Raw genomic sequence first — 21175 nt, forward strand, 5'->3', positions numbered from 1 at the left:
CCCATGGATCCGGGCCTCGAGTCGTTTCTGGCCGTGAACGCGGGCGCGGGGGAAGGGCCGGGGACGTACTCCCCGGCCCTTCCCCTTCTGCTCGGATCGGGCGGCTGTCTCGGATCAGGCGGCGGCGCAGCTCGGGCACACCCCGCGGTAGGTCACCTCGACCGCGGAGACCGTGAAGCCGAAGCGCTCGCCGGCGGGCAGGTCGGCCAGCGGATCGCCCGACGGGTGCACGTCCCGTATGGCGCCGCACTGGGCGCAGACCAGGTGGTGGTGCGGGCGGTGCGCGTTCGGGTCGTACCGCTTGGCCCGGCGGTCCGTCGAGACTTCCAGCACCTCGCCGAGCGAGACCAGCTCGCCCAAGGTGTTGTACACCGTCGCTCGAGAAATCTCGGGCAGTTTGATCACGGCGCGTGCGTGGACTTCGTCTGCCGTCAGGTGAACGTGGTCACCGTCGAGTACTTCGGCCACGACACGCCGCTGGGCCGTCATGCGCCAGCCGCGTCCGCGAAGTCGTTCCAGCAGGTCACTCATACACGCCAGCCTAACAGTGGGGATTCGGTGCAGATCCCGAACCGATGTGGACTTGGATGCTTACTTGACTTAGACAAAGTCCATCGTAGGATCGGATACGGCAAACGCCAAGGACAGGACTGGCAGGAATGACGCAGGAGGCGCACGTGACGCAGGGACCGCTCACCACGGAGGCCGGGGCACCGGTCGCCGACAACCAGAACAGCGAGACCGCTGGGGTCGGCGGGCCGGTCCTCGTCCAGGACCAGCTCCTCCTGGAGAAGCTCGCCCACTTCAACCGCGAGCGCATCCCGGAGCGCGTGGTGCACGCCCGCGGCGCCGGCGCCTACGGCACCTTCACCGTGACCGCGGACGTCACGCAGTACACCCGCGCCAAGTTCCTCTCCGAGGTCGGCAAGCAGACCGAGACCTTCCTGCGCTTCTCCACCGTCGCGGACAGCCTCGGCGGCGCCGACGCCCGCCGCGACCCGCGCGGCTGGGCGCTGAAGTTCTACACCGAAGAGGGCAACTACGACCTCGTCGGCAACAACACGCCGGTGTTCTTCATACGCGACGCCATCAAGTTCCCCGACTTCATCCACACCCAGAAGCGCGACCCGTACACGGGCTCGCAGGAGGCGGACAACGTCTGGGACTTCTGGGGCCTGTCGCCCGAGTCCACGCACCAGGTGACCTGGCTGTTCGGCGACCGCGGCATCCCGGCCTCCTACCGCCACATGAACGGCTACGGCTCGCACACGTTCCAGTGGAACAACGAGGCCGGCGAGGTCTTCTGGGTCAAGTACCACTTCAAGACCGACCAGGGCATCAAGAACCTCACCCAGGCCGAGGCCAACCGGCTCGCCGGCGAGGACCCGGACTCCCACCAGCGCGACCTGCGCGAGTCCATCGAGCGCGGCGAGTTCCCGACCTGGACCGTGCAGGTCCAGATCATGCCGGACGCCGACGCGGCGAACTACCGCTTCAACCCGTTCGACCTCACCAAGGTGTGGCCGCACGAGGACTACCCGCCGATCGAGATCGGCAAGCTGGAGCTCAACCGCAACCCGGAGAACGTCTTCGCCGAGGTCGAGCAGTCCATCTTCTCCCCGGCGCACTTCGTCCCCGGCATCGGCCCGTCCCCGGACAAGATGCTCCAGGGCCGCCTCTTCGCCTACGGCGACGCCCACCGCTACCGCGTCGGCATCAACGCCGACCACCTGCCGGTGAACCGCCCGCACGCCACCGAGGCGCGCACCAACTCCCGTGACGGCTACCTGTACGACGGCCGCCACAAGGGCGCGAAGAACTACGAGCCCAACAGCTTCGGCGGCCCCTCCCAGACGGACCGCCCCCTGTGGCAGTCCACCCCGGTCACCGGCGGCACGGGCAACCACGCCACCCCCTCGCACTCCGAGGACGACGACTTCGTCCAGGCGGGCAACCTCTACCGCCTGTTCTCCGAGGGCGAGAAGGCGCGCCTGATCGAGAACCTCTCCGGCTTCATCGCCAAGGTCTCCCGTGACGACATCGCCGAGCGCGCGATCGACAACTTCCGCCAGGCGGACGCCGACTTCGGCAAGCGGCTGGAAGCCGCGGTCCAGGCCCTGCGCGGCTAGTACGGACCGCTTGCCGTAGCGGGACGGCGGGCCGGCACCCCTCGGGGTTCCGGCCCGCCGCCGTTCTACGCCGCGATGGTGCGCCGCGTGCGCACCCAGGAGCGGATGACGTCCCGGACGGAGACGATGCCCACCGGGCCGCCGTCCTCCAGCACGATCAGGTGCCGGAAACCGCCGACGGCCATCGCCTCGGCGGCCTCCGCCACGGTGGCCTCGGGGGTGCAGAAGACGACGTTGTTCGTGGTGTGCGCGCCCACCGGCTCCCGGTCGGGATCGTGGCCCGCGCCGATCGAGTTGAGGATGTCGCGCTCGGTCAGGATGCCGATGCCGCTGTGGTCGGGATCGAGGACGACGGCCGCGCCGACGCGCCGGCCGGACATCAGGCAGGCCGCCTGACGGAGGGTGTGGGCGGGTCCGAGGGTCAGGATCACGGTGCTCATGGCGTCACGGACGAGCATGAAGAGAACCACCTCCTGGGTGTGTCCCGCTTCGAGAACCGCTTCACAAGCGCACAAGCGGGGGAGTCCCAGATTCCCACGAGCACGCAGCGTCATCAAGGGGGCGCGCTGAGCGCACGCCCCCGCGCGCCGGGATCAGGCGGAGGGGCGCAGGAAGCCCAGCATCTCGTCGTGGAGCAGGCCGTTCGAGGCCGCCGCGTTGCCGCCGTGCACCCCGTCCGCGCCGTCGACGCTCGTGAACCGGCCGCCCGCCTCCTCGACCACGACCGCGAGGGCCGCCATGTCCCACAGGCTCAGATCCGGCTCGGCGCACAGGTCCAGGGAGCCCTCGGCGACCATCATGTACGGCCAGAAGTCCCCGTAGCCCCGGGTGCGCCAGCAGGCGCGGGTCAGCTCCAGGAACCCGGGGAGGCGGCCCTTCTCCTCCCAGCCGGTCAGCGAGGAGAAGGCGAACGAGGCGTCGCCCAGGGAGGCCACCTTCGAGACCCCGATCGGGCCCGCGGGCTCGCCCAGCGCCCCGCCCGCGAAGGCGCCCCCGCCCTGCGAGGCCCACCAGCGGCGGCCCAGCGCCGGCGCCGAGACCACGCCGACGACCGGACGGAACACCCCGTCCGCGCCCTCCTCCATGAGGGAGATCAGGGTCGCCCACACCGGGACGCCGCGGACGTAGTTCTTCGTGCCGTCGATCGGGTCCACGACCCAGCGGCGCGGCCCCTCGCCCTTGAGCCCGTACTCCTCGCCGAGGATCGCGTCGGCCGGGCGGGCGGCCAGGATGCCGGCCCGGATGATCCTCTCTGCGGCCTGGTCGGCCTCGCTCACCGGAGTCATGTCCGGCTTCGTCTCGACCTTCAGGTCCAGGGCGCGGAACCGCTGCATGGTGGCGGCGTCCGCCGCGTCGGCGAGTTCGAGGGCGAGGCGCAGATCGTCGTCATACGTGGGCATGACCGAACAGTACCGAGACTCCACCGGCCCGGCGAACGCCGTCCACGGTACGGCCGGGACGCGCCCTTGACAGGATCTGGCGGTCCGTCAACTCTGGCGGGTGAGCCAGGCCCGGTGTCCGCCGGCCGGCGCGACGGCGGGGGAGGCGACGATGTCGGCGGCCCGGGAGTCCTTGCTGGAAGCGGCCGAAGCGGCGCTGAGCGCCCGCCCCTGGCCGGCCGTGCGGATGGTGGAGGTCGCGACCTCCGCGGGGGTCTCGCGGCAGACCCTCTACAACGAGTTCGGCGGCAAGGACGGCCTGGGAAGGGCCCTCGTGCGGCGCGCCGCCGACCGGTACCTCGACGGGGTGGACCGGGCGCTGGCCGCCGCCCCGCCCGGGCGCACCGCCGCCGAACGGCTCGCGGCGGTCGCCGAGTGGACCGTCCGGGCCGCCCGCGCACAGGCGCTCGTACGGGCCCTGCTGACCGGCGCCTGGGACCCGGCGCTGCCCGCGCCGCCCCCGGCCGGGAGCCGGCACGCGGTCGGGCCGGGGGAGCTGGCCCGGGCCGCCCGCGACCGGGCCGCCGCCGCGCTCCCGCAGGAGCCGGCGCGCCGCTGCGAGCTCGCCGTGCGGCTGGCGCTGTCCTACGTGGTGGCGCCCGGGGAGGAACCCGGCGAGCGGGAGCTGATGAGGCTGCTCAGTGGGCCGAGCCGGAGAGCTGGAGGCCGATGACGCCCAGGATCACCAGCGTGATCGAGACCAGCTTCAGGGTGGAGACCAGGTCCCCGAGGAAGACCATGCCGTAGATGGCGGTCCCGGCCGCCCCGATGCCCGTCCACACCGCGTACGCCGGGCCCACGTCCAGCTTCTTCAGCGCCAGGGTCAGCAGGCCGAAGCTGCCGAGCGCGAAGCACGCGAAGGCGATCGTCGGCCACAGCCGGGTGAACCCGTGGGACAGCTTGAGGCAGACCGCGAAACCGGTCTCCAGGATTCCCGCGACCACGACCAGCAGCCACGCCATGTCGAATGCCTCCCCGCGTCAGGTGACATCGCGTCACTTGGTGCGATGATGCATTTACCAGACAAGGCGCGGTGCAAACCCCGACCGGCGATCAGTCGCCTTCGCGGCGCTCGCGCGTCCCCAGCAGCCGGCGCAGCGAGTACAGCCGCGCCGGGTCCGCGTGGCCGTCCTCCACCCACTGGTCGAGCGCGCAGTCCGGCTCGTCGTGGCTGCACGCGCGCGGGCACTCCTCGGTACCCGGCACCAGGTCCGGGAAGGCCAGCACCACCCGCGAGGGGTCCACGTGGTGCAGGCCGAAGGAGCGCACGCCCGGGGTGTCGATGACCCAGCCGTCCCCGGAGGGCAGGGGCAGGGCCAGCGCCGAGGTGGTGGTGTGCCGGCCGCGGCCGGTCACCTTGTTGACGTGGCCCGTGGCCCGCTGGCGGCCCTCGGCGACCAGCGAGTTCACCAGCGTCGTCTTGCCCACGCCCGAGTGGCCGACGAAGGCGGTGATCCGGCCGTCGAGGCGCTCGCGGACCCGGTCGGCGGCGCCGCCCGTCTCCAGCTCCTCGCGGTTGGTCACCACGTAGTTCAGGCCGAAGGTCGAGTAGACCTCCAGGATCTTGTCGGGGGAGGTCAGATCGGACTTGGTGAGCACCAGCAGGGGCTCCAGCCCGGCGTCGTACGCCGCCACCAGGCAGCGGTCGATCATCCGGGGCCGGGGCTCCGGGTCGGCCAGGGCCGTGACGATGGCCAGCTGGTCGGCGTTGGCGACGACCACCCGCTCGTACGGGTCGTCGTCGTCGGCGGTGCGCCGCAGCACGGACCTGCGCTCCTCGATCCGCACGATGCGGGCGAGGGTGTCCTTCCTGCCGGACAGGTCACCGACGAGGGAGACCCGGTCGCCGACCACCGCCGCCTTGCGGCCCAGTTCGCGGGCCTTCATCGCGGTGACCGTGCGGTCTTCGACCAGGCAGGTCAGCCGTCCCCGGTCGACGGTGAGGACGAAGCCCTCGGAGGCGTCCTCGTGCTTGGGCCGGATGTTCGTCCGCGCCCGGTTGCCCTTGGGGTTCGGGCGCTGGCGGATGTCGTCCTCGTCGGTGTGCTTGCCGTACCTGCGCATGACCGGGCCCCTACGCTCCCGCTCCCGCTCGTGCCCCCGAGAGCATGTCCGACCACATCTTCGGGAAGTCGGGCAGCGTCTTCGCGGTCGTGGCCACGTTCTCGACCTCCACGCCCTTCACGGCCAGGCCGATCACCGCACCCGCGGTGGCCATGCGGTGGTCGTCGTAGGTGTGGAAGACCCCGCCGCGCAGCGTGCGCGGACGGATGTGCAGCCCGTCCGCCGTCTCGGTGACGTCGCCGCCGAGCCCGTTGATCTCCTTGGTGAGCGCGGCCAGCCGGTCCGTCTCGTGCAGCCGCAGGTGGGCCACCCCGCGCAGGGTGGACGGGGAGTCGGCCAGCGCCGCCACCGCCGCGATGCCCGGGGTCAGCTCGCCGACCTCGCCGAGGTCCACGTCGATGCCGTGAACGGTGCCGCTGCCGGTGAAGACCAGGCCCGCGTCGGTCAGCTCGCAGGAGCCGCCCATCTCCGTGAAGATGCGGCGCAGCTCGTCGCCGGGCTGCGTGGTGCGGCGCGGCCAGTCCGGGATGGTGACCGTACCGCCGGTGATCAGGGCCGCCGCCAGGAAGGGCTGGGCGTTGGACAGGTCCGGCTCGACGACCAGGTCGCGGCCGAGGAGCGCGCCGGGCGCGACCCGCCACACGTTCTTCTCGCCCCCGGCCTCGGGCGTGTCGACCTGGGCGCCCGCCGCGCGCAGCATCTCCACCGTCATCCGGATGTGCGGCATCGACGGCAGGTTCGCGCCCGTGTGCCGGACCTCGACGCCCTGGTTGAAGCGCGGGGCCGACAGCAGCAGCGCCGAGACGAACTGCGAGGAGTTGGAGGCGTCGATCTCGACCGTGCCGCCCTCCAGGGCGCCGCCGCCGTGGACGGTCATCGGCAGCGCGCCGCGGCCGTCGTCGTCGATCCGGGCGCCCAGGGCGCGCAGGGCGTTGATGACCTCGCCGAGGGGGCGCTCGTAGGAGCGCGGGTCGCCGTCGAAGCGGATGGCGCCGGCGGCCAGGGCGGCGACGGGCGGCAGGAAGCGCATGACCGTGCCCGCGTTGCCGACGTCGACCGTGGCCGGGCCGTGCAGGGCGGCCGGGATGATCCGCCAGGCCTCGCCGCCCGCGCCGTCCCCGGCGGAGCTGGAGGAGACCGTCTCCTCGATGCCCACGCCCAGGGCCCGCAGCGCGTCCGACATCAGCTGCGAGTCGCGCGAGCGCAGCGGGCGGCGCACCCAGCCCGGCTCGGCGGCCAGGGCGGCGAGCACGAGGGCGCGGTTGGTGACCGATTTGGACCCCGGCACGGTGACGGTGGCGTGGACGGCGCCCTCGGCGAGCGGAGCGGGCCAGAGGGGGTGGAGCGCGGGGGTCTCGGTCATGGCCCCCACTTTAGTGGCTCCCCGCCACCCCGGATCTTGATCGCTCCCGCGTCTCACAGGCCGAGCAGCCAGCGCCCCCCGCCCACGAGGCAGCACAGGGTGACCGTGTGGAAGAAGGCCAGCCACACCACCGGATGCAGGTGCGTGAGCCGCCCCAGTTGGTCGGCGTCCGAGTCCGGCGCGGCGCCCCCGCGCCGCTTGCGCTGGAGCTCGAAGACCGGCCGCACCCCGCCCACCAGCAGGAACCAGACCACCGCGTACGCGAACACCGCCTGCACCGCGGCCGAGGCCAGCCAGGACACCAGGACGAACGCCGCGCCGGCCAGCACCACCGTCAGCAGCCCGTAGGCGTTGCGGATCCGCACCAGCAGCAGCACCAGCAGCAGGGTGGCCGCCCACAGCAGCACCGTGATCCGGTGCGCCGACAGCAGGGCCGCGCCGCCCAGGCCCAGCAGCGAGGGCGCCGTGTACCCGGCGGCGGCCGTCAGGACCATGCCGACCCCGGTCGGCTTGCCCCAGCTGACCGTGACCCCGCTGGTGTCCGAGTGCAGCCGGATCCCCTCCAGCCTGCGCCCGGTCAGCCGGGCCACCAGCCCGTGGCCGCCCTCGTGCGCGATGGTGATCGCGTTGCGGGCCGGCAGCCACAGCGGCCGCCACGCCACGACGGCCAGGGCGGCCAGGCCGGTGGCGGCCACCAGCCACCAGTCCGGTGCGGTCTGTATGCCGGTCAGCCGGTCCCAGAGACCGGCGGTCGTGCTGCTGTCCATGGAGGGGCGGACTCCTCGCGGTGGTGGGCTTGCGCGGACACCCCGGCGGCGGCCGGGGCGGTCGTGGCAGTGTGTCAGCCATGTGCGGAAGGTTTGCGGCCGGTAGGACGCCACAGGAACTGGCGGGGATATTCGGCATCGAGCGGTGGGAGCCCGAGGAGACCCTGGCCCCCGACTTCAACGTGGCGCCGACCAAGGAGGTCCACGTCGTCCTCGACCGTCCCCTCAAAGACGCGCGGGACCCGCGCCCGGTTCGCCAGCTGCGGACCCTGAAGTGGGGCCTGGTCCCCTCCTGGGCCGAGAACCCCGAGGGCGCCGCCCGGATGATCAACGCCCGGTCGGAGACCCTGCACGAGAAGCCGTCCTTCCGGCGCCCCTTCGCCCAGCGCCGCTGCATCGTCCCCGCCGACGGCTACTACGAGTGGGTCACGGCGCACGACGAGCGGCAGCTGGAGGTGGAGGGGAAGAGGAAGCGGGCCCGCAAGCAGCCCTACTTCGTCCTCCCCGCCGACGGGTCCGTCTTCGCGATGGCCGGGATCTACGAGTTCTGGCGCGACGCCGCCCTGCCCCCCGACCACCCGCAGGCCTGGTGGGCCACCTGTTCGGTGATCACCGCCGAGGCCGAGACCACCCCGCTGGGCGTGGCCCCCGCCGAGGGCCCGCGCTCGCTCTCCGACATCCACCCCCGGATGCCGCTGATGCTGACCCCGGACCGCTGGGACGCCTGGCTGGACCCGGCCCGCACCGACGGGACCGGGCTGCGGGCGCTCCTGGCCCCGCCGCCGGGCGGGCTGATGCGGGCCTACCCGGTCTCCACCGCCGTGAGCAACGTCCGCAACAACGGGCCCGAGCTGCTGGGCGAGCTGGAGGCCCCCGAGGAGGGCACGCTCTTCTAGCCCCGGCCCCGGCCTGCGCGGCGCGGCGGCCCCCGCCCGGCACGATGGGGGCATGACCCCGCGCAGCGAGACCGTCGACACCCCGGCCGGACAGGCCCGCGTCACCTGGCACACCGCCCCCGGGGCCAGGGCCGTACTGGCCCTCGGCCACGGCGCCGGCGGCGGCATCGAGGCCCGCGACCTCCAGGCCCTGGCCGCCGACCTGCCCGCGCGGGGCTTCACCGTCGCCTTGGTCGAGCAGCCCTGGCGGGTCGCCGGGAAGAAGGTCGCGGCCGCCCCCAAGGTCCTCGACGAGGGCTGGCGGGGCCTGTGGCCCGCCCTGACCCGGCCCGGGCTGCCCGTCGTGGCCGGCGGGCGCAGCGCCGGGGCCCGTGTGGCCTGCCGGACCGCCGCCGCGCTCGGCGCGGCCGGCGTGCTCGCCCTGGCCTTCCCGCTGCACCCGCCGGGCAAGCCCGAGAAGTCCCGGGCCGACGAGCTGCTGGAGGCCGGCCGGCCCACCCTGGTGCTCCAGGGCGGGCGGGACTCCTTCGGGCGCCCCGGGGAGTTCCCCGCGGGGGAGTACGAGCTGGTGGAGGTCCCCCACGGCGACCACGGCTTCGCGGTGCCCAAGAAGGCCGCCCTGACGCAGGACGAGGCCCTCGCGGTGATCACCGGGGCGGTCGCCCCCTGGCTCGCCCGGACCCTCGGCCGACCCGGCGGCGCCGACCTGACAGATTCGCGGCCGGCGGGCGCGTGATCCCGCTCACCCGACGCCCCGCCGACCCCCGCGGACGCGCCGAATCCCTTGCCCCGCCCGGGAATGCGGGGGCCGGGGCTCCTGTTGTGGGGAGTGTCGGTACGCAGGGAAAAGACGTCGGAGGAGAGGGAGCGCATGACCCAGGTCATCAGCCAGAACCGTCGGCAGGCCGCTGACCTGGACTGGACGGTCCTGCCCGCGCCCAAGCGCCGCTCGGTTCAGGCGGCGGAAGGCCGGGATGGTCGACTATTCTCCGATTCGAGTGGATCCGCTTTCGGAGCCGCCACGCTGTCGGAGGAGGTGGGTCCTGTCGCTGGGACCGACGAAGGCCAGGCGCAGGAGACGACCGCCGAGCGCAACGCGCGGTTCGAGCGGGACGCCCTCGGCTACCTCGACCAGATGTACTCCGCCGCACTGCGCATGACGCGCAACCCGGCCGACGCCGAGGACCTGGTCCAGGAGACGTACGCGAAGGCCTACGCGTCCTTCCACCAGTTCCGCGAGGGCACCAACCTCAAGGCGTGGCTGTACCGCATTCTGACCAACACCTTCATCAACTCCTACCGCAAGAAGCAGCGCGAGCCCCAGCGCAGCGCCGCGGAGGAGATCGAGGACTGGCAGCTGGCGCGCGCCGAGTCGCACATGTCGACCGGACTGCGTTCGGCCGAATCGCAGGCGCTCGACCACCTGCCGGATTCCGACGTGAAGGAGGCCCTCCAGGCCATTCCCGAGGAGTTCCGCATCGCGGTCTATCTTGCCGACGTAGAGGGCTTTGCGTACAAGGAGATCGCGGACATCATGGGTACACCCATCGGTACGGTCATGTCCCGGCTGCACCGTGGCCGCCGTCAACTCCGCGGAATGCTGGAGGACTACGCCCGCGAGCGCGGGCTGGTCCCCGCGGGCGCGGGAGAGTCGAACGACCTGAAAGGCTCGGGGTCATGAGCTGCGGAGAGCCGCACGAGACGGAGTGCGCCGAGGTCCTGGACCACCTTTACGAGTTCCTGGACCACGAGATGCCCGACAGCGACTGCACGAAGTTCGAGACGCACTTCGGCGAATGCAATCCCTGTCTGGAGAAGTACGGCCTGGAACAGGCCGTGAAGAAGCTGGTCAAGCGCTGCTGCGGCTCGGACGACGTACCGACCGACCTGCGGTCCAAGGTCATGGGGCGGATCGAGCTGATCCGCTCGGGCCAGGCCGTTCCCGACCACGACGTCACGGCGGGCCCCACGGGCGGCTGATCCGCCGCCCGTTCGCGCCGGAGCGCCTCCACCCGCACGGCCGACAACGCCTCCGGAAGCACCGTTCATTCACTCGAAGGTGCTAATCCGGAGGCGCCCGTACGGGGCAATGTGAAAATGTCCCCCGCTTCGCGCGGGGGTCGACTTATTCTCCCCTCGCGGTACCCCTTTCCGATGCGGTACCCGGATTGCCCGCCCCAGGGGAGGAGAGCGCCATGCGGGTCCTTCCGCCCGCGGCGCGCGCCTGCGTCCTGGGCGTCGTGCTCACCGCCGCCGCGTGCGCCGCCCCCGCCCTGCTCCCCTGCTCCGCCGTGCCCTGGCCGGCCGTGGGACTGCTGGCCGCCCTCTGCCTCGGCTGCGAGGCCGCCCGGGTCCTGCCCTTCCGCGGGCGCGGGATGCCCGAGGGGATCGGCCCCTTCCACCCGGTGGTCCTGGCCGCCGTCTTCCTGCTGCCGCCCGCCGCCGCCGCGCTCGTGGCCCTGCCCGGGGGACTCGCCCAGCCCGCCGCCCGGCGGCCCGTCGCCGTCCGCCGGGTCTGGCACGCCGCCCAGCAGGCCGTCGCCGCCTGGACGGCCGGTCGGGCGTACGGGCTCCTCGGCGGCCGGGAAGCGCTGGCCGGGCCCGCCGCCCTGCCGTACGCCCTGCTCCCCGCGGCCGTCGCCGCCGTCGTCTTCGGGCTCGTCCTCACCGCCCTCGACACCGCCGTCGTGGCCGCCGCCGAAGGCCGCCCCGCGGCCACCGCCCGCCGCGGACCGCCCGCCCTCCCGCGGAGCGCCGCCCGCCGGACGCCGGCCCTCGCCGCGTACTGCCTGCACGGCCTGGTCGGCCTGATGGCGGCCGTGATGTGGCACAGCCGCTACGGCCCCCCGGCCGCCCTCCCGGTCCTGCTGCCGATGTACGTCTCCTGCTGGGTCTTCGCCCAGTACCAGCGCGAGCACACCGCGCACCAGGCCACCGTCCGCGCCCTCGTCCAGGCCGTCGACATCAAGGACCGCTACACGCGCGGCCACAGCGAGCGCGTGGGCCAGGCCTCCGCGATGATCGCCCGCGAACTGGGCATGGCCGACGACCTCCGCGAGGTCGTCCGCATCGCCGGGATCCTCCACGACGTCGGCAAGCTGGGCGTGCCGACGCGGCTGCTGCGCAAGGACGGCCCGCTGACGCCCGAGGAGCGCCGCGTCATCGAACTGCATCCCGAGTACGGGCACGAGATGGTCCGCGGCATCGGCTTCCTCGGGGAGGCCCGCTCGGCGATCCTGCACCACCACGAGCGGATCGACGGCTCCGGCTACCCGTACGGGCTGCGCGGGGAGCAGATCCCGGTGCCGGCCCGGGTGGTGGCCGTGGCCGACTCCTTCGACGCGATGACCTCCACCCGCTCGTACAGCCGGGCCCGGCCCGTGGAGACCGCCCTGGCGGAGCTCGAACGCTGCGCGGGCTCCCAGTTCGACCCCGCCATGGTGCGGGCCCTGACCGCCGCCGTCGGCCGGCACGGCTGGCACCCGGCGGCCACCTCCGACGACGCCCCCCGGACGGTGGCGACCGAGGCCGCCGCCCCGGGCGCGACGGGGGAGGGGCTCCCCGGGATGCCGGCCCAGGGCCGCGACACCGCCCAGGCCGGGCCGTCCGGCCCGGGCAGGGCCGGCCCGTGAGGGCGTACGCCGGGTGGGCGGTACGGGGAGCCGCCGCCGCGCTCACCGCCGGAGCGCTGGGGCACACCCTGTGGACCGGCGTCGCCGAACCCGCCGCCGCCCTCGCCTTCGCCGCCCTGGTCACCGTCGGCGAACTCGCCCGCCGCGACCGGAGCGCCGAGGACCGCCGCCCCGCACCCCTCGGCTCCGCCGCCGCCCTCGCCTACGCCCTGCTCGGGCAGGACGCCGGACACCCCACCCACCACGGCGCGCTCCAGGTCGTCGCCGTCGTCGTCGCGGCCGCCCTGGCCGGGACCGTCCCGCACATCGCCCGCGGCCACGGCCCCGCCCTCGACCACGTGGCCCGCCGGGTCCTGACCGTCGCCTTCGCCGCCGCCTGCTTCCAGCCCCTCCACGGCTCCGGCCCCCTCGCGCACCGGATCGGCCAGGGCCCCGGCCTCGTCCCGTTCCTGCTGCTCCTGCTCGGCCTCACCGCCCTGTGCGACGCCGTCCTCGCCGCCGCGCTGGCCGGAGCCCGCACCGGGTGGCCGTACGGGCCGCTGCTGCGCGACGAACTGCGCGCACAGCTCGGCACCGGCCCGGCCGTCTGCGCCACCGGGGTCGTGATGGCGCTCGGCGTGGCCGTGGCGGGCCTGTGGGCCCTGCCCGTCCTCGGCGTGCCGCTGCTGCTGACCCAGCTGTCCTTCCACCGGATCGACGCCGTCCGCACCACCTACCGCCAGACCATCACCTCCCTGGCCCGGGCCACCGAGATCGCCGGCTGCACCGCCCCCGGCCACGCCCGCCGCGTCGCCTCACTGAGCTGCGCCGTCGGCCGCGAGCTCGGGCTCTCCGCACGGGAGCTCACGGTGCTGGAGTACGCGGCCCTGATGCACGACATCGGCCAGCTCTCGCTCGTCGACCCCGTCCCCGGCGGGGCCACCGCCGAACTGCCCCCGGACGAGGCCCGCCGGATCGCCGGGCTCGGCGGCGAGGTGGCCCGGCAGACCGGGGTGCCGGCGGAGGTCGCGGTGATCGTGGAGCGCCAGGCGGACCCGTACCGGCAGCAGCCCGTGGCCGCGCGGATCGTGCGCGCGGTGAACGCGTACGACGACCTGGCCGGAACCGGCCGTCACCCGATCGGCTCACTGGCCGCCCTGGAACGGCTGCGCCTGGGAACGGGGCACGAGTACCAGCCCGAGGTCGTGGAGTCCCTGGCGAGGGTTCTGGCCAGGGGCGGACGCGGCAGAGTCGTTCCCGTCCCGCCGGGGTAACCCATGGGTAATGAGCGGTCGTCCGAGCGGGCATGGTTGGATGCAGTAAGGGGTGTCCGTGAGGGTGTCCGCAGGGCTGAACCGTTGGAGCGGCAGGCGGGAATCGTGAGGATCTTCGGGAAGGTACGGCATCGGCCCTCCGCCTCGTGGCGGCAGGCCACCGACCGCGCGTTCACGCTGATCGGCGACGGTCGGTACGAGGACGCGGGTGCACTGCTGACCAGGGCGGCGGACCTGGAGCCCTGGCTGTCCGAGTCCTGGTTCAACCTGGCCCTCCTCCACAAGTTCCGGCACGACTGGGAGCAGGCGCGGGCCGCCGGCCTGCGCGCCGTCGCCCTGCTGGACCGCGAGGCCGGCGCCCCGGACTGGTGGAACGTCGGCATCGCCGCGACCGCGCTCCAGGACTGGCCGCTGGCCCGCCGGGCCTGGCAGGCGTACGGGCTCAAGGTGCCCGGGGACCCGCACAGCACGGCCGGGTCGGGTGAACCGGTGGGCATGGAGCTCGGCAGCGCGGCCGTACGGCTGTCGCCCGAGGGCGAGGCCGAGGTCGTATGGGGCCGCAGGCTCGATCCAGCCCGCATGGAGGTCCTGTCCATCCCGCTGCCCTCCTCGGGACGGCGCTGGGGCGAGGTCGTCCTGCACGACGGGGTCCCGCACGGCGAGCGGGTCACCGCGGCCGGGCCCTCGTACCCCGTCTTCGACGAGATCGAGCTGTGGGCGCCCTCCCCGGTGCCGACCTGGGTGGTGCTCCTGGAGGCGGCCACCGAGGCCGACCGCGACGCCCTGGAGCAGCTCGCCTCGGACGCGGGCTTCGCCGCCGAGGACTGGTCCTCGTCGGTACGGCTCCTGTGCCGGACCTGTTCGGAGAGCTCGATGCCCAGCGGCGAGGGCGCCGGCGACCACCTCGACCCGCACGACCACAGCGAACCCGGCCACCCCGGCCCGCTGGGCCACCGCACGGCCGGATCCGGCTCGCTGTGGGTGCCCGAGCGCGAATGCGGCATCGCGGCCCCGGCCGGCCTGGTGCGCGGACTGCTCGACGGCTGGGTCGCGGACAGCCCCGACAGCCGGGAGTGGCGGGATCTCGAAGAAGTCTGCTGACCCCGGGCCGTAGGCTGTACGGGCACACCACGGACTTGAGGGAAGGCGTACGGCGGACATGGCGCAGCAGGAGAACCAGGTGACCCCGATCGACGACGAGGGCTGGGTCGTGGACACCGAGGACTGTGAGGCGCGCGAGCTCGCCCACCGCGAGCGCGGTACGTCCCGCCCGATCACGGTCGTCGGCAACCCGGTCCTGCACCGCGAGTGCAAGGACGTCACCGAGTTCGGCGACGAGCTGGCGCAGCTGATCGACGACATGTTCGCCAGCCAGAAGACCGCCGAGGGCGTGGGCCTGGCCGCCAACCAGATCGGCGTGGACGCCAAGGTCTTCGTCTACGACTGCCCGGACGACGACGGCGTCCGCCACACCGGCGTCGTGGTCAACCCCCGGCTCGTCGAGCTCCCGGCCGGCTCCCGCGTCCTGGACGACTCCAACGAGGGCTGCCTCTCCGTCCCCACCGCCTACGCCTCCCTGCCCCGCCCGGACTACGCCGAGGTCACCGGCCAGGACGCCCGGGGCAACCCGATCAAGGTCCGCGGCACCGGCTACTTCGCCCGCTGCCTCCAGCACGAGACCGACCACCTGTACGGCTACCTGTACATCGACCGCCTCTCGAAGCGCGACCGCAAGGACGCGCTGCGCCAGATGGCGGAGAACACCCCGCGCTACCCCGTCGTCGCCAACGACTGACCCCGGCCGCGCCCCGCAGCCGCACGAAGGCCCCGCTCCGGAACGCTCCGGAGCGGGGCCTTCGCCTGTGGGGGGTTCCTCCGCGTGGGTCGCGCGGTACGGCGTACCCGGATCACACCACCGCCGGCGGGCGGCGGCCAGGCATCCGCGCCCTGAATGTCAAGTCATGCACGATTACCGGCCGTTGCTTCCTGTCAGGCCACCGCGCGCGGACCGCGGAAGGCCCGTCGGAAGGCGTTCGGCGTGGTGCCCAGGGTCCGCAGGAAGTGGTGGCGCAGGGCCGCCGCGTTCCCGAAGCCGCTGCGGCCCGCGACGGCGTCGACCGTGTCGTCGGTGGACTCCAGCAACTCCTGCGCCAGCAGCACCCGCTGGCGCAGCACCCACTGGTACGGGGTGGTCCCCGTCTCCTGGAGGAAGCGGCGGGCGAAGGTGCGGGGCGACATGTGGGCCCGCTCCGCCAGCTGCTCGACGGTGATCTCCTCGTCCAGATGGCGGGCCATCCAGCCGATCACCTCGCCGACCGCGTCACAGCCGGTGCGCGGGAGCGGCCGCCGGATGAACTGGGCCTGGCCGCCGTCCCGGTGGGGCGGTACGACCATCCGCCGGGCGATGGTGTTGGCGACCTCGGCGCCGTGCGCCTGGCGGACCACGTGCAGGCAGGCGTCGATGCCCGAGGCCGTCCCGGCGGCGGTGACCACCGGCCCCTCGTCGACGTAGAGCACGTCCGGGTCGACCCGGGCGGCCGGATAGCGGCGGACCAGCGCCGGGGCGTGCATCCAGTGGGTGGTGCAGCGCCGCCCGTCCAGCAGCCCGGCCGCACCGAGCACGAAGGCCCCGCTGCACACGCTGAGCACCCGGGCCCCGCGGTCCACGGCCCGGCGCAGGGCGTCGAGGAAGGGCTCGGGATAGTCCCGCACCGGCGCGGCGCGGTCGGCGGGCAGACAGATCAGATCGGCCTCCTCCAGCCGCTCCAGCCCGTGCGCCGGCGCGATCGCGAAGCCGACGTCCGCCATGGTCAGCGGCCCTTCCTCGGCCGCGCACACCGCGAAGTCGTACACCGGCAGCCCCTGCTCGCTCCGGTCGATCCCGAAGACCTCGCAGAAGATTCCGAACTCGAAGGGGGCCACACCGTCGACGAGGGCCACGGCCACGTTCTTCAGCATGGAGCCAGTGTGGCAGTAATTCGCCCTTCCATGACAGTCCTGCCACTGTCCGGTGTCCACCGCCCCGGCGATCTTGGAGTCATGAACACGTTCCTCGACTACCTCACCGTCCTCGCCGTCGCCGCCCTCCTCCTCGCCCCCTCCTTCCACGGCGCCCTCCACGACCGACGCGTCGACCGTCAGCTCAGGGCCGCGGGCGCGTTCGATCCGGGGCTCGTGGAGGTGACCCTGAAGCCGGCCGCCCCCGTCGCCGTCCCCGCCGACGGACGACGACGCCCCCTCCCGGACCTCAAGGTCCGGGAGGGGGCGCGTGGAGATCGTCGCTGCTCGGACTAGAAGTCCTCGTCCAGGTCGACGGTGCCCTCGACGGCCACCTGGTAGGCCGACGGGCGGCGCTCGAAGAAGTTCGTCAGCTCCTGGACGCCCTGGAGCTCCATGAACGAGAACGGGTTCTGCGAGCCGTACACCGGCGGGAAGCCGAGGCGGACCAGGCGCTGGTCGGCGACGCACTCCAGGTACTCGCGCATCGAGTCGGTGTTCATGCCCGGCAGGCCGTCACCGCACAGGTCGCGGCCGAACTGGAGCTCCGCCTCCACGGCCTCCTTCAGCATGTCGGTGACCTGCTGCTGGAGGGCGTCGTCGAAGAGCTCCGGCTCCTCCTTGCGGACCGTGTCCACGACCTCGAAGGCGAAGTTCATGTGCATGGTCTCGTCGCGGAAGACCCAGTTGGTGCCCGTCGCCAGGCCGTGCAGCAGGCCGCGCGAGCGGAACCAGTACACGTACGCGAAGGCGCCGTAGAAGAACAGGCCCTCGATGCAGGCGGCGAAGCAGATCAGGTTCAGCAGGAAGCGGCGGCGGTCGGCGGCCGTCTCCAGCTGGTCGATCTTCTCGACCGAGTCCATCCACTTGAAGCAGAACTGCGCCTTCTCGCGGATCGACGGGATGTTCTCCACGGCCGCGAAGGCGGCCGCGCGGTCGTCCGGGTCGGGCAGGTAGGTGTCGAGCAGCGTCAGGTAGAACTGGACGTGCACGGCCTCCTCGAACAGCTGGCGCGACAGGTACAGGCGCGCCTCCGGGGAGTTGATGTGCTTGTACAGCGTCAGGACCAGGTTGTTCGCCACGATCGAGTCGCCCGTCGCGAAGAACGCGACCAGGCGGCCGATCATGTGCTGCTCGGCCGGCGTCAGCTTCGCGAGGTCGGCGACGTCGGAGTGGAGGTCGACCTCCTCCACCGTCCAGGTGTTCTTGATCGCGTCCCGGTAGCGCTCGTAGAAGTCCGGGTAGCGCATCGGGCGGAGCGTGAGCTCGAAGCCCGGGTCGAGGAGGTTCTTCTTCTCGGTGGAGCTCATTACTGGCAGGCCTCGCAGGACTCGGGGTTCTCAAGGGAGCAGGCCAGCGCCTCGGCGTCCATGGCCTGCGGCAGCTGGGCGGGGGTGGAGGCGGCGGCCGGTACGGCGGCGCCGGAGGCCGCGCGGGCGATCTTCGTCGCCGGGCGCGAGCGCAGGTAGTACGTGGTCTTCAGGCCCTGCTTCCAGGCGTACGCGTACATCGAGCTGAGCTTGCCGATGGTGGGCGTCTCCAGGAACAGGTTCAGCGACTGGCTCTGGTCCAGGTACGGCGTACGGGCCGCCGCCATGTCGATCAGGCCGCGCTGCGGGATCTCCCACGCCGTGCGGTACAGCTCGCGGACCTCCTCGGGGATCCAGCCGAAGCCCTGGACGGAGCCGGAGGAGTCGCGCAGCGCTTCGCGGGTCTGCGCGTCCCACACGCCCAGCTTCTTCAGGTCCTCGACCAGGTAGCCGTTGACCTGGAGGAACTCACCGCTGAGGGTCTCGCGCTTGAAGAGGTTGGAGACCTGCGGCTCGATGCACTCGTACACGCCGGCGATCGAGGCGATCGTCGCCGTCGGGGCGATCGCGAGGAGCAGCGAGTTGCGCATGCCGGACTTCGCGACCCGGGCGCGCAGGGCGTCCCAGCGCTCGGGCCAGTGGCGCTCGGTCTCGTAGTGGTCCGGGTGCAGCACGCCCTGGGCGGTGCGGGTCTCGGCCCAGGCCGGGAGCGGGCCGCTGCGCTCGGCGAGGTCGCACGACGCTTCGTACGCGGCGAGCATGATGCGCTCGGAGATCTTCGTGGAGAGGGCCTTCGCCGCGGCGGAGTCGAAGGGCAGGCGCAGCTTGAAGAAGACGTCCTGGAGGCCCATCGCGCCCAGGCCCACCGGACGCCACTTGGCGTTGGAGCGGCCGGCCTGCTCGGTCGGGTAGAAGTTGATGTCGACGACGCGGTCGAGGAAGGTCACGGCGGTGCGGACGGTCTCGTCCAGGCGCTCCCAGTCCATCTCGCCGTCGACGACGAACGCGCCGAGGTTGACGGAGCCGAGGTTGCAGACGGCCGTCTCGCCGTCGTTGGTGACCTCGATGATCTCGGTGCAGAGGTTGGAGGAGTGGACCACCGTGCCGGGCAGCGCGGTCTGGTTCGCCGTCCGGTTGGAGGCGTCCTTGAAGGTCATCCAGCCCTGGCCGGTCTGGGCGAGGGTGCGCATCATGCGGCCGTACAGGTCGCGGGCCGGCATGGTCTTCTTGGCGAGCCCGGAGGCCTCGGCCTTGACGTAGGCGGCGTCGAACTCGTCGCCGTACAGGTCCACCAGCTCGGGGACGTCGGACGGGGAGAACAGCGACCACTCGGCGTCGGCGTTCACGCGGCGCATGAACTCGTCCGGGATCCAGTGGGCGAGGTTGAGGTTGTGCGTGCGGCGCTGGTCCTCGCCGGTGTTGTCGCGGAGCTCCAGGAACTCCTCGATGTCGGCGTGCCAGGTCTCCAGGTAGACGGCGGCGGCGCCCTTGCGGCGGCCGCCCTGGTTCACGGCGGCGACGGAGGCGTCGAGGGTCTTCAGGAACGGGACGATGCCGTTGGAGTGGCCGTTGGTGCCGCGGATCAGCGAGCCGCGGGCGCGGATGCGGGAGTAGGAGAGGCCGATGCCGCCGGCGTGCTTCGAGAGGCGGGCGACCTGGTGGTAGCGGTCGTAGATGGAGTCCAGCTCGTCCAGGGGGGAGTCGAGGAGGTAGCAGGAGGACATCTGCGGGTGGCGCGTACCGGAGTTGAACAGCGTCGGGGAGGACGGCAGGTAGTCGAGGCGGCTCATCAGGCGGTACAGCGAGGCCACTTCCTCGACCGCGCGGATGCTGTCGTCCTCGGCGAGGCCGCAGGCCACGCGCAGCATGAAGTACTGCGGGGTCTCGATCACCTGACGGGTCAGCGGGTGGCGCAGCAGGTAGCGGCTGTGCAGGGTGCGCAGGCCGAAGAAGCCGAAGCGGTCGTCCGCGCCCTCGGCGAGCGCGAGCTCGACGAGGGAGTCCAGGCGGGCGGCGTGGGCGGCGACGAACTCGGCGGTGCGGTCGGCGATCAGGCCCTCGCGGTGGCCGACGGCTACGGACTCGGCGAAGGAGGTGGAGCCCTGGCCGGCGGCCTCGTCGGCGACGGCCAGGGTCAGCAGGCGGGCGGCGAGGCGGGAGTAGGCCGGGTCCTCGGAGATCAGGCCGGCCGCGGCCTCGGTGGCGAGTCCGCGCAGCTCGGCCTCGTCGGCGGCGGCGCTGCGGCCGCGCAGGGCGGCGGCGGCGACCCGGCCGGGGTCGGTGTCGGGGAGGTCGGCCGTGAGCTCGGTGAGGGTGCGCAGCAGCGCGGCCCCGGGACCTTCGGCTTCGGGGTGGTCGGACTCGGCGCGCGGTGCGGCGGGCGCGATGGTCACGGGGGAGCTCTCCCTCACTCGGCCCGGTCATCGGCGGAGCGGGCGCGAGCGGGCGCACGCGGGCGCGCGCACGAGAGCGCTCACCACCGCGTGGCGTCCACCGGCCCAACCGCGAGGCCCGGACGAATCGACACCCCGGCTCGGTCGATCCGGGGGCACTGCCGGCAGGTCTTCGGACTCGCGGATACACCGTTCGGCGTACGTCACACCGTTGCGGGACAGTTCCGGATTCCCACCGGATTCCCCTGCGGCGGCAGCAGCCATGAGCATACATGTGGGGGCGACCTGATGCGGTAGCCCCCACATGTTGTGTCGGGTGCATGCGGAGCGTGTCGTCACAGCTCCAGTCGGTACGTGAGCAGGGGGACTTCCGGTACGGGCGACCAGTCGCGTTCGGGCGTGCGGACGAAGCCGAGCCGGGCGTAGATCCGCTGGGCCCCGCGCATGGCGGGCTGGGTGGACAGCACCAGCGCGGTGACCCCTTCCAGGGCCCGGGCCCGCTCCGCGCAGGCCCGTACGAGGGCCTCCCCGACCCCCTGCCCGCGGGCCCCGGCGGCGACCGCGAGCATCCGGAATTCGGCGTCGTGCGGCCCGGCGATGTCCGCGAGCCGGCTCCCGGGTGCGGCGAAGGTCACGCCGCCGAGCACCTGCCCGTCCCGCACGGCGGCGAGCACGTCCCCGTCCCCGGCCCGCCCGGCGACGTCGCGGAGCACGTTCAGGTAGCGGTCGTCCTCGTCGAGGTCGAGCAGCCCGTCACCGCTGTAGGCCCGCCCGGTGATCTCGCCGAGGCGCGCGTACTCGTCTTCCCGCGCCGTCCTGATCTCGAAGTCCATGCCGCCGAGTGTGCCGGACGGAGACCAGGGGCTGATCATCGAGCGGCTCACGCGGATCCGTATGCAGCACCGGCCCGGGCTCTGGCGCCGTACGGGACG

At 73.0% G+C, this 21175-nt stretch carries 22 protein-coding genes and 1 riboswitch; of the genes, 11 read left to right on the top strand and 11 right to left on the bottom strand.

The features are described 5' to 3' along the window. Positions 1–114: 114 nt before the first annotated feature. Complete coding sequence (locus ACIRBY_RS08740; RefSeq protein WP_366452575.1) at positions 115–531, bottom strand: Fur family transcriptional regulator; 417 nt, start codon at positions 529–531, stop codon at positions 115–117. Between the two features lie 128 nt (positions 532–659). On the opposite strand from ACIRBY_RS08740, the gene ACIRBY_RS08745 reads away from it, so the two are divergent. Further along, entirely contained in the window at positions 660–2129 is a 1470-nt protein-coding gene (locus ACIRBY_RS08745; protein WP_403897986.1) for a catalase, read from the top strand. Positions 2130–2194: 65 nt separating this feature from the next. Here the strand turns inward: ACIRBY_RS08745 and ACIRBY_RS08750 are convergent, their stop codons facing one another. Then, positions 2195–2587 (bottom strand): cyclic nucleotide-binding/CBS domain-containing protein, encoded by a 393-nt coding sequence (locus ACIRBY_RS08750; protein ID WP_403897989.1) that lies wholly within the window; start codon positions 2585–2587, stop codon positions 2195–2197. 135 nt (positions 2588–2722) lie between these two features. Next, positions 2723–3529 carry a histidinol-phosphatase gene (gene hisN / locus ACIRBY_RS08755; protein ID WP_403897991.1) on the bottom strand — a complete coding sequence of 269 codons (807 nt, stop codon included), beginning with the start codon at positions 3527–3529 and terminating at the stop codon, positions 2723–2725. Positions 3530–3680: 151 nt separating this feature from the next. Here hisN and ACIRBY_RS08760 point away from each other — a divergent pair, with 151 nt between their 5' ends. Continuing rightward, the gene (locus ACIRBY_RS08760; protein WP_403897993.1) at positions 3681–4241 is read left to right on the top strand and encodes a TetR/AcrR family transcriptional regulator; all 561 of its coding nucleotides are present in this window, start codon (positions 3681–3683) and stop codon (positions 4239–4241) included. Here ACIRBY_RS08760 and ACIRBY_RS08765 read toward each other — a convergent pair. The 4 genes from ACIRBY_RS08765 to ACIRBY_RS08780 form a co-directional block, all read right to left on the bottom strand. Continuing rightward, positions 4207–4530 carry a multidrug efflux SMR transporter gene (locus ACIRBY_RS08765; RefSeq protein ID WP_007266432.1) on the bottom strand — a complete coding sequence of 108 codons (324 nt, stop codon included), beginning with the start codon at positions 4528–4530 and terminating at the stop codon, positions 4207–4209. The two genes, ACIRBY_RS08760 and ACIRBY_RS08765, sit on opposite strands and share 35 nt — an antisense overlap. Positions 4531–4621: 91 nt before the next feature. Beyond that, positions 4622–5632 carry a ribosome small subunit-dependent GTPase A gene (gene rsgA / locus ACIRBY_RS08770; protein ID WP_403897996.1) on the bottom strand — a complete coding sequence of 337 codons (1011 nt, stop codon included), beginning with the start codon at positions 5630–5632 and terminating at the stop codon, positions 4622–4624. 10 nt (positions 5633–5642) lie between these two features. Beyond that, positions 5643–6995, bottom strand: coding sequence for a 3-phosphoshikimate 1-carboxyvinyltransferase (aroA, locus tag ACIRBY_RS08775; protein ID WP_403897999.1), 1353 nt, complete (start codon positions 6993–6995; stop codon positions 5643–5645). Positions 6996–7048: 53 nt separating this feature from the next. Further along, positions 7049–7762 (bottom strand): M50 family metallopeptidase, encoded by a 714-nt coding sequence (locus ACIRBY_RS08780; protein ID WP_403898002.1) that lies wholly within the window; start codon positions 7760–7762, stop codon positions 7049–7051. A gap of 80 nt (positions 7763–7842) precedes the next feature. Here ACIRBY_RS08780 and ACIRBY_RS08785 point away from each other — a divergent pair, with 80 nt between their 5' ends. The 8 genes from ACIRBY_RS08785 (at position 7843) to def (ending at position 15338) form a co-directional block, all read left to right on the top strand. Next, positions 7843–8658 carry an SOS response-associated peptidase gene (locus tag ACIRBY_RS08785; RefSeq protein WP_403898004.1) on the top strand — a complete coding sequence of 272 codons (816 nt, stop codon included), beginning with the start codon at positions 7843–7845 and terminating at the stop codon, positions 8656–8658. Positions 8659–8710: 52 nt separating this feature from the next. Next, positions 8711–9394, top strand: a complete 684-nt coding sequence (locus ACIRBY_RS08790) for an alpha/beta family hydrolase (protein ID WP_403898007.1) — start codon at positions 8711–8713, stop codon at positions 9392–9394. Between the two features lie 300 nt (positions 9395–9694). Further along, positions 9695–10339, top strand: a complete 645-nt coding sequence (locus ACIRBY_RS08795) for a sigma-70 family RNA polymerase sigma factor (RefSeq protein WP_007266438.1) — start codon at positions 9695–9697, stop codon at positions 10337–10339. Then, the gene (rsrA, locus tag ACIRBY_RS08800) at positions 10336–10638 is read left to right on the top strand and encodes a mycothiol system anti-sigma-R factor (protein WP_042811900.1); all 303 of its coding nucleotides are present in this window, start codon (positions 10336–10338) and stop codon (positions 10636–10638) included. The genes ACIRBY_RS08795 and rsrA overlap by 4 nt, the downstream gene beginning before the upstream one ends. Before the next feature lie 215 nt (positions 10639–10853). Next, positions 10854–12290: an HD-GYP domain-containing protein gene (locus ACIRBY_RS08805; protein ID WP_403898011.1), complete on the top strand. Its 1437-nt coding sequence runs from the start codon at positions 10854–10856 to the stop codon at positions 12288–12290. Further along, positions 12287–13543 (top strand): HD-GYP domain-containing protein, encoded by a 1257-nt coding sequence (locus ACIRBY_RS08810; protein ID WP_403898013.1) that lies wholly within the window; start codon positions 12287–12289, stop codon positions 13541–13543. Before ACIRBY_RS08805 ends, ACIRBY_RS08810 begins: the two co-directional genes overlap by 4 nt. Before the next feature lie 105 nt (positions 13544–13648). After that, positions 13649–14644 (top strand): tetratricopeptide repeat protein, encoded by a 996-nt coding sequence (locus ACIRBY_RS08815; RefSeq protein ID WP_403898015.1) that lies wholly within the window; start codon positions 13649–13651, stop codon positions 14642–14644. Positions 14645–14702: 58 nt separating this feature from the next. Beyond that, entirely contained in the window at positions 14703–15338 is a 636-nt protein-coding gene (gene def / locus ACIRBY_RS08820) for a peptide deformylase (RefSeq protein ID WP_403898016.1), read from the top strand. A 194-nt stretch (positions 15339–15532) separates the two neighbouring features. Here def and ACIRBY_RS08825 read toward each other — a convergent pair whose 3' ends face one another. Then, positions 15533–16501 (bottom strand): helix-turn-helix domain-containing protein, encoded by a 969-nt coding sequence (locus tag ACIRBY_RS08825; protein ID WP_403898019.1) that lies wholly within the window; start codon positions 16499–16501, stop codon positions 15533–15535. 81 nt (positions 16502–16582) lie between these two features. On the opposite strand from ACIRBY_RS08825, the gene ACIRBY_RS08830 reads away from it, so the two are divergent. Continuing rightward, positions 16583–16837: a hypothetical protein gene (locus ACIRBY_RS08830; protein ID WP_403898022.1), complete on the top strand. Its 255-nt coding sequence runs from the start codon at positions 16583–16585 to the stop codon at positions 16835–16837. Here the strand turns inward: ACIRBY_RS08830 and ACIRBY_RS08835 are convergent. From ACIRBY_RS08835 to ACIRBY_RS08845, 3 genes are all read right to left on the bottom strand, one after another. Beyond that, positions 16834–17850: a ribonucleotide-diphosphate reductase subunit beta gene (locus ACIRBY_RS08835; RefSeq protein ID WP_185117181.1), complete on the bottom strand. Its 1017-nt coding sequence runs from the start codon at positions 17848–17850 to the stop codon at positions 16834–16836. The genes ACIRBY_RS08830 and ACIRBY_RS08835 overlap by 4 nt on opposite strands. Further along, positions 17850–20243, bottom strand: coding sequence for a ribonucleoside-diphosphate reductase subunit alpha (locus ACIRBY_RS08840; protein ID WP_403898026.1), 2394 nt, complete (start codon positions 20241–20243; stop codon positions 17850–17852). The genes ACIRBY_RS08835 and ACIRBY_RS08840 overlap by 1 nt, the downstream gene beginning before the upstream one ends. Before the next feature lie 145 nt (positions 20244–20388). Then, positions 20389–20523: riboswitch (cobalamin riboswitch) on the bottom strand. 55 nt (positions 20524–20578) lie between these two features. Further along, on the bottom strand, positions 20579–21076 hold the full coding sequence (locus ACIRBY_RS08845) for a GNAT family N-acetyltransferase (protein WP_403898029.1): 498 nt from the start codon (positions 21074–21076) through the stop codon (positions 20579–20581). Positions 21077–21175 lie beyond the last annotated feature (99 nt).

The sequence above is a fragment of the Streptomyces sp. NPDC096136 genome (assembly GCF_044763325.1).
Classification (GTDB): domain Bacteria; phylum Actinomycetota; class Actinomycetes; order Streptomycetales; family Streptomycetaceae; genus Streptomyces.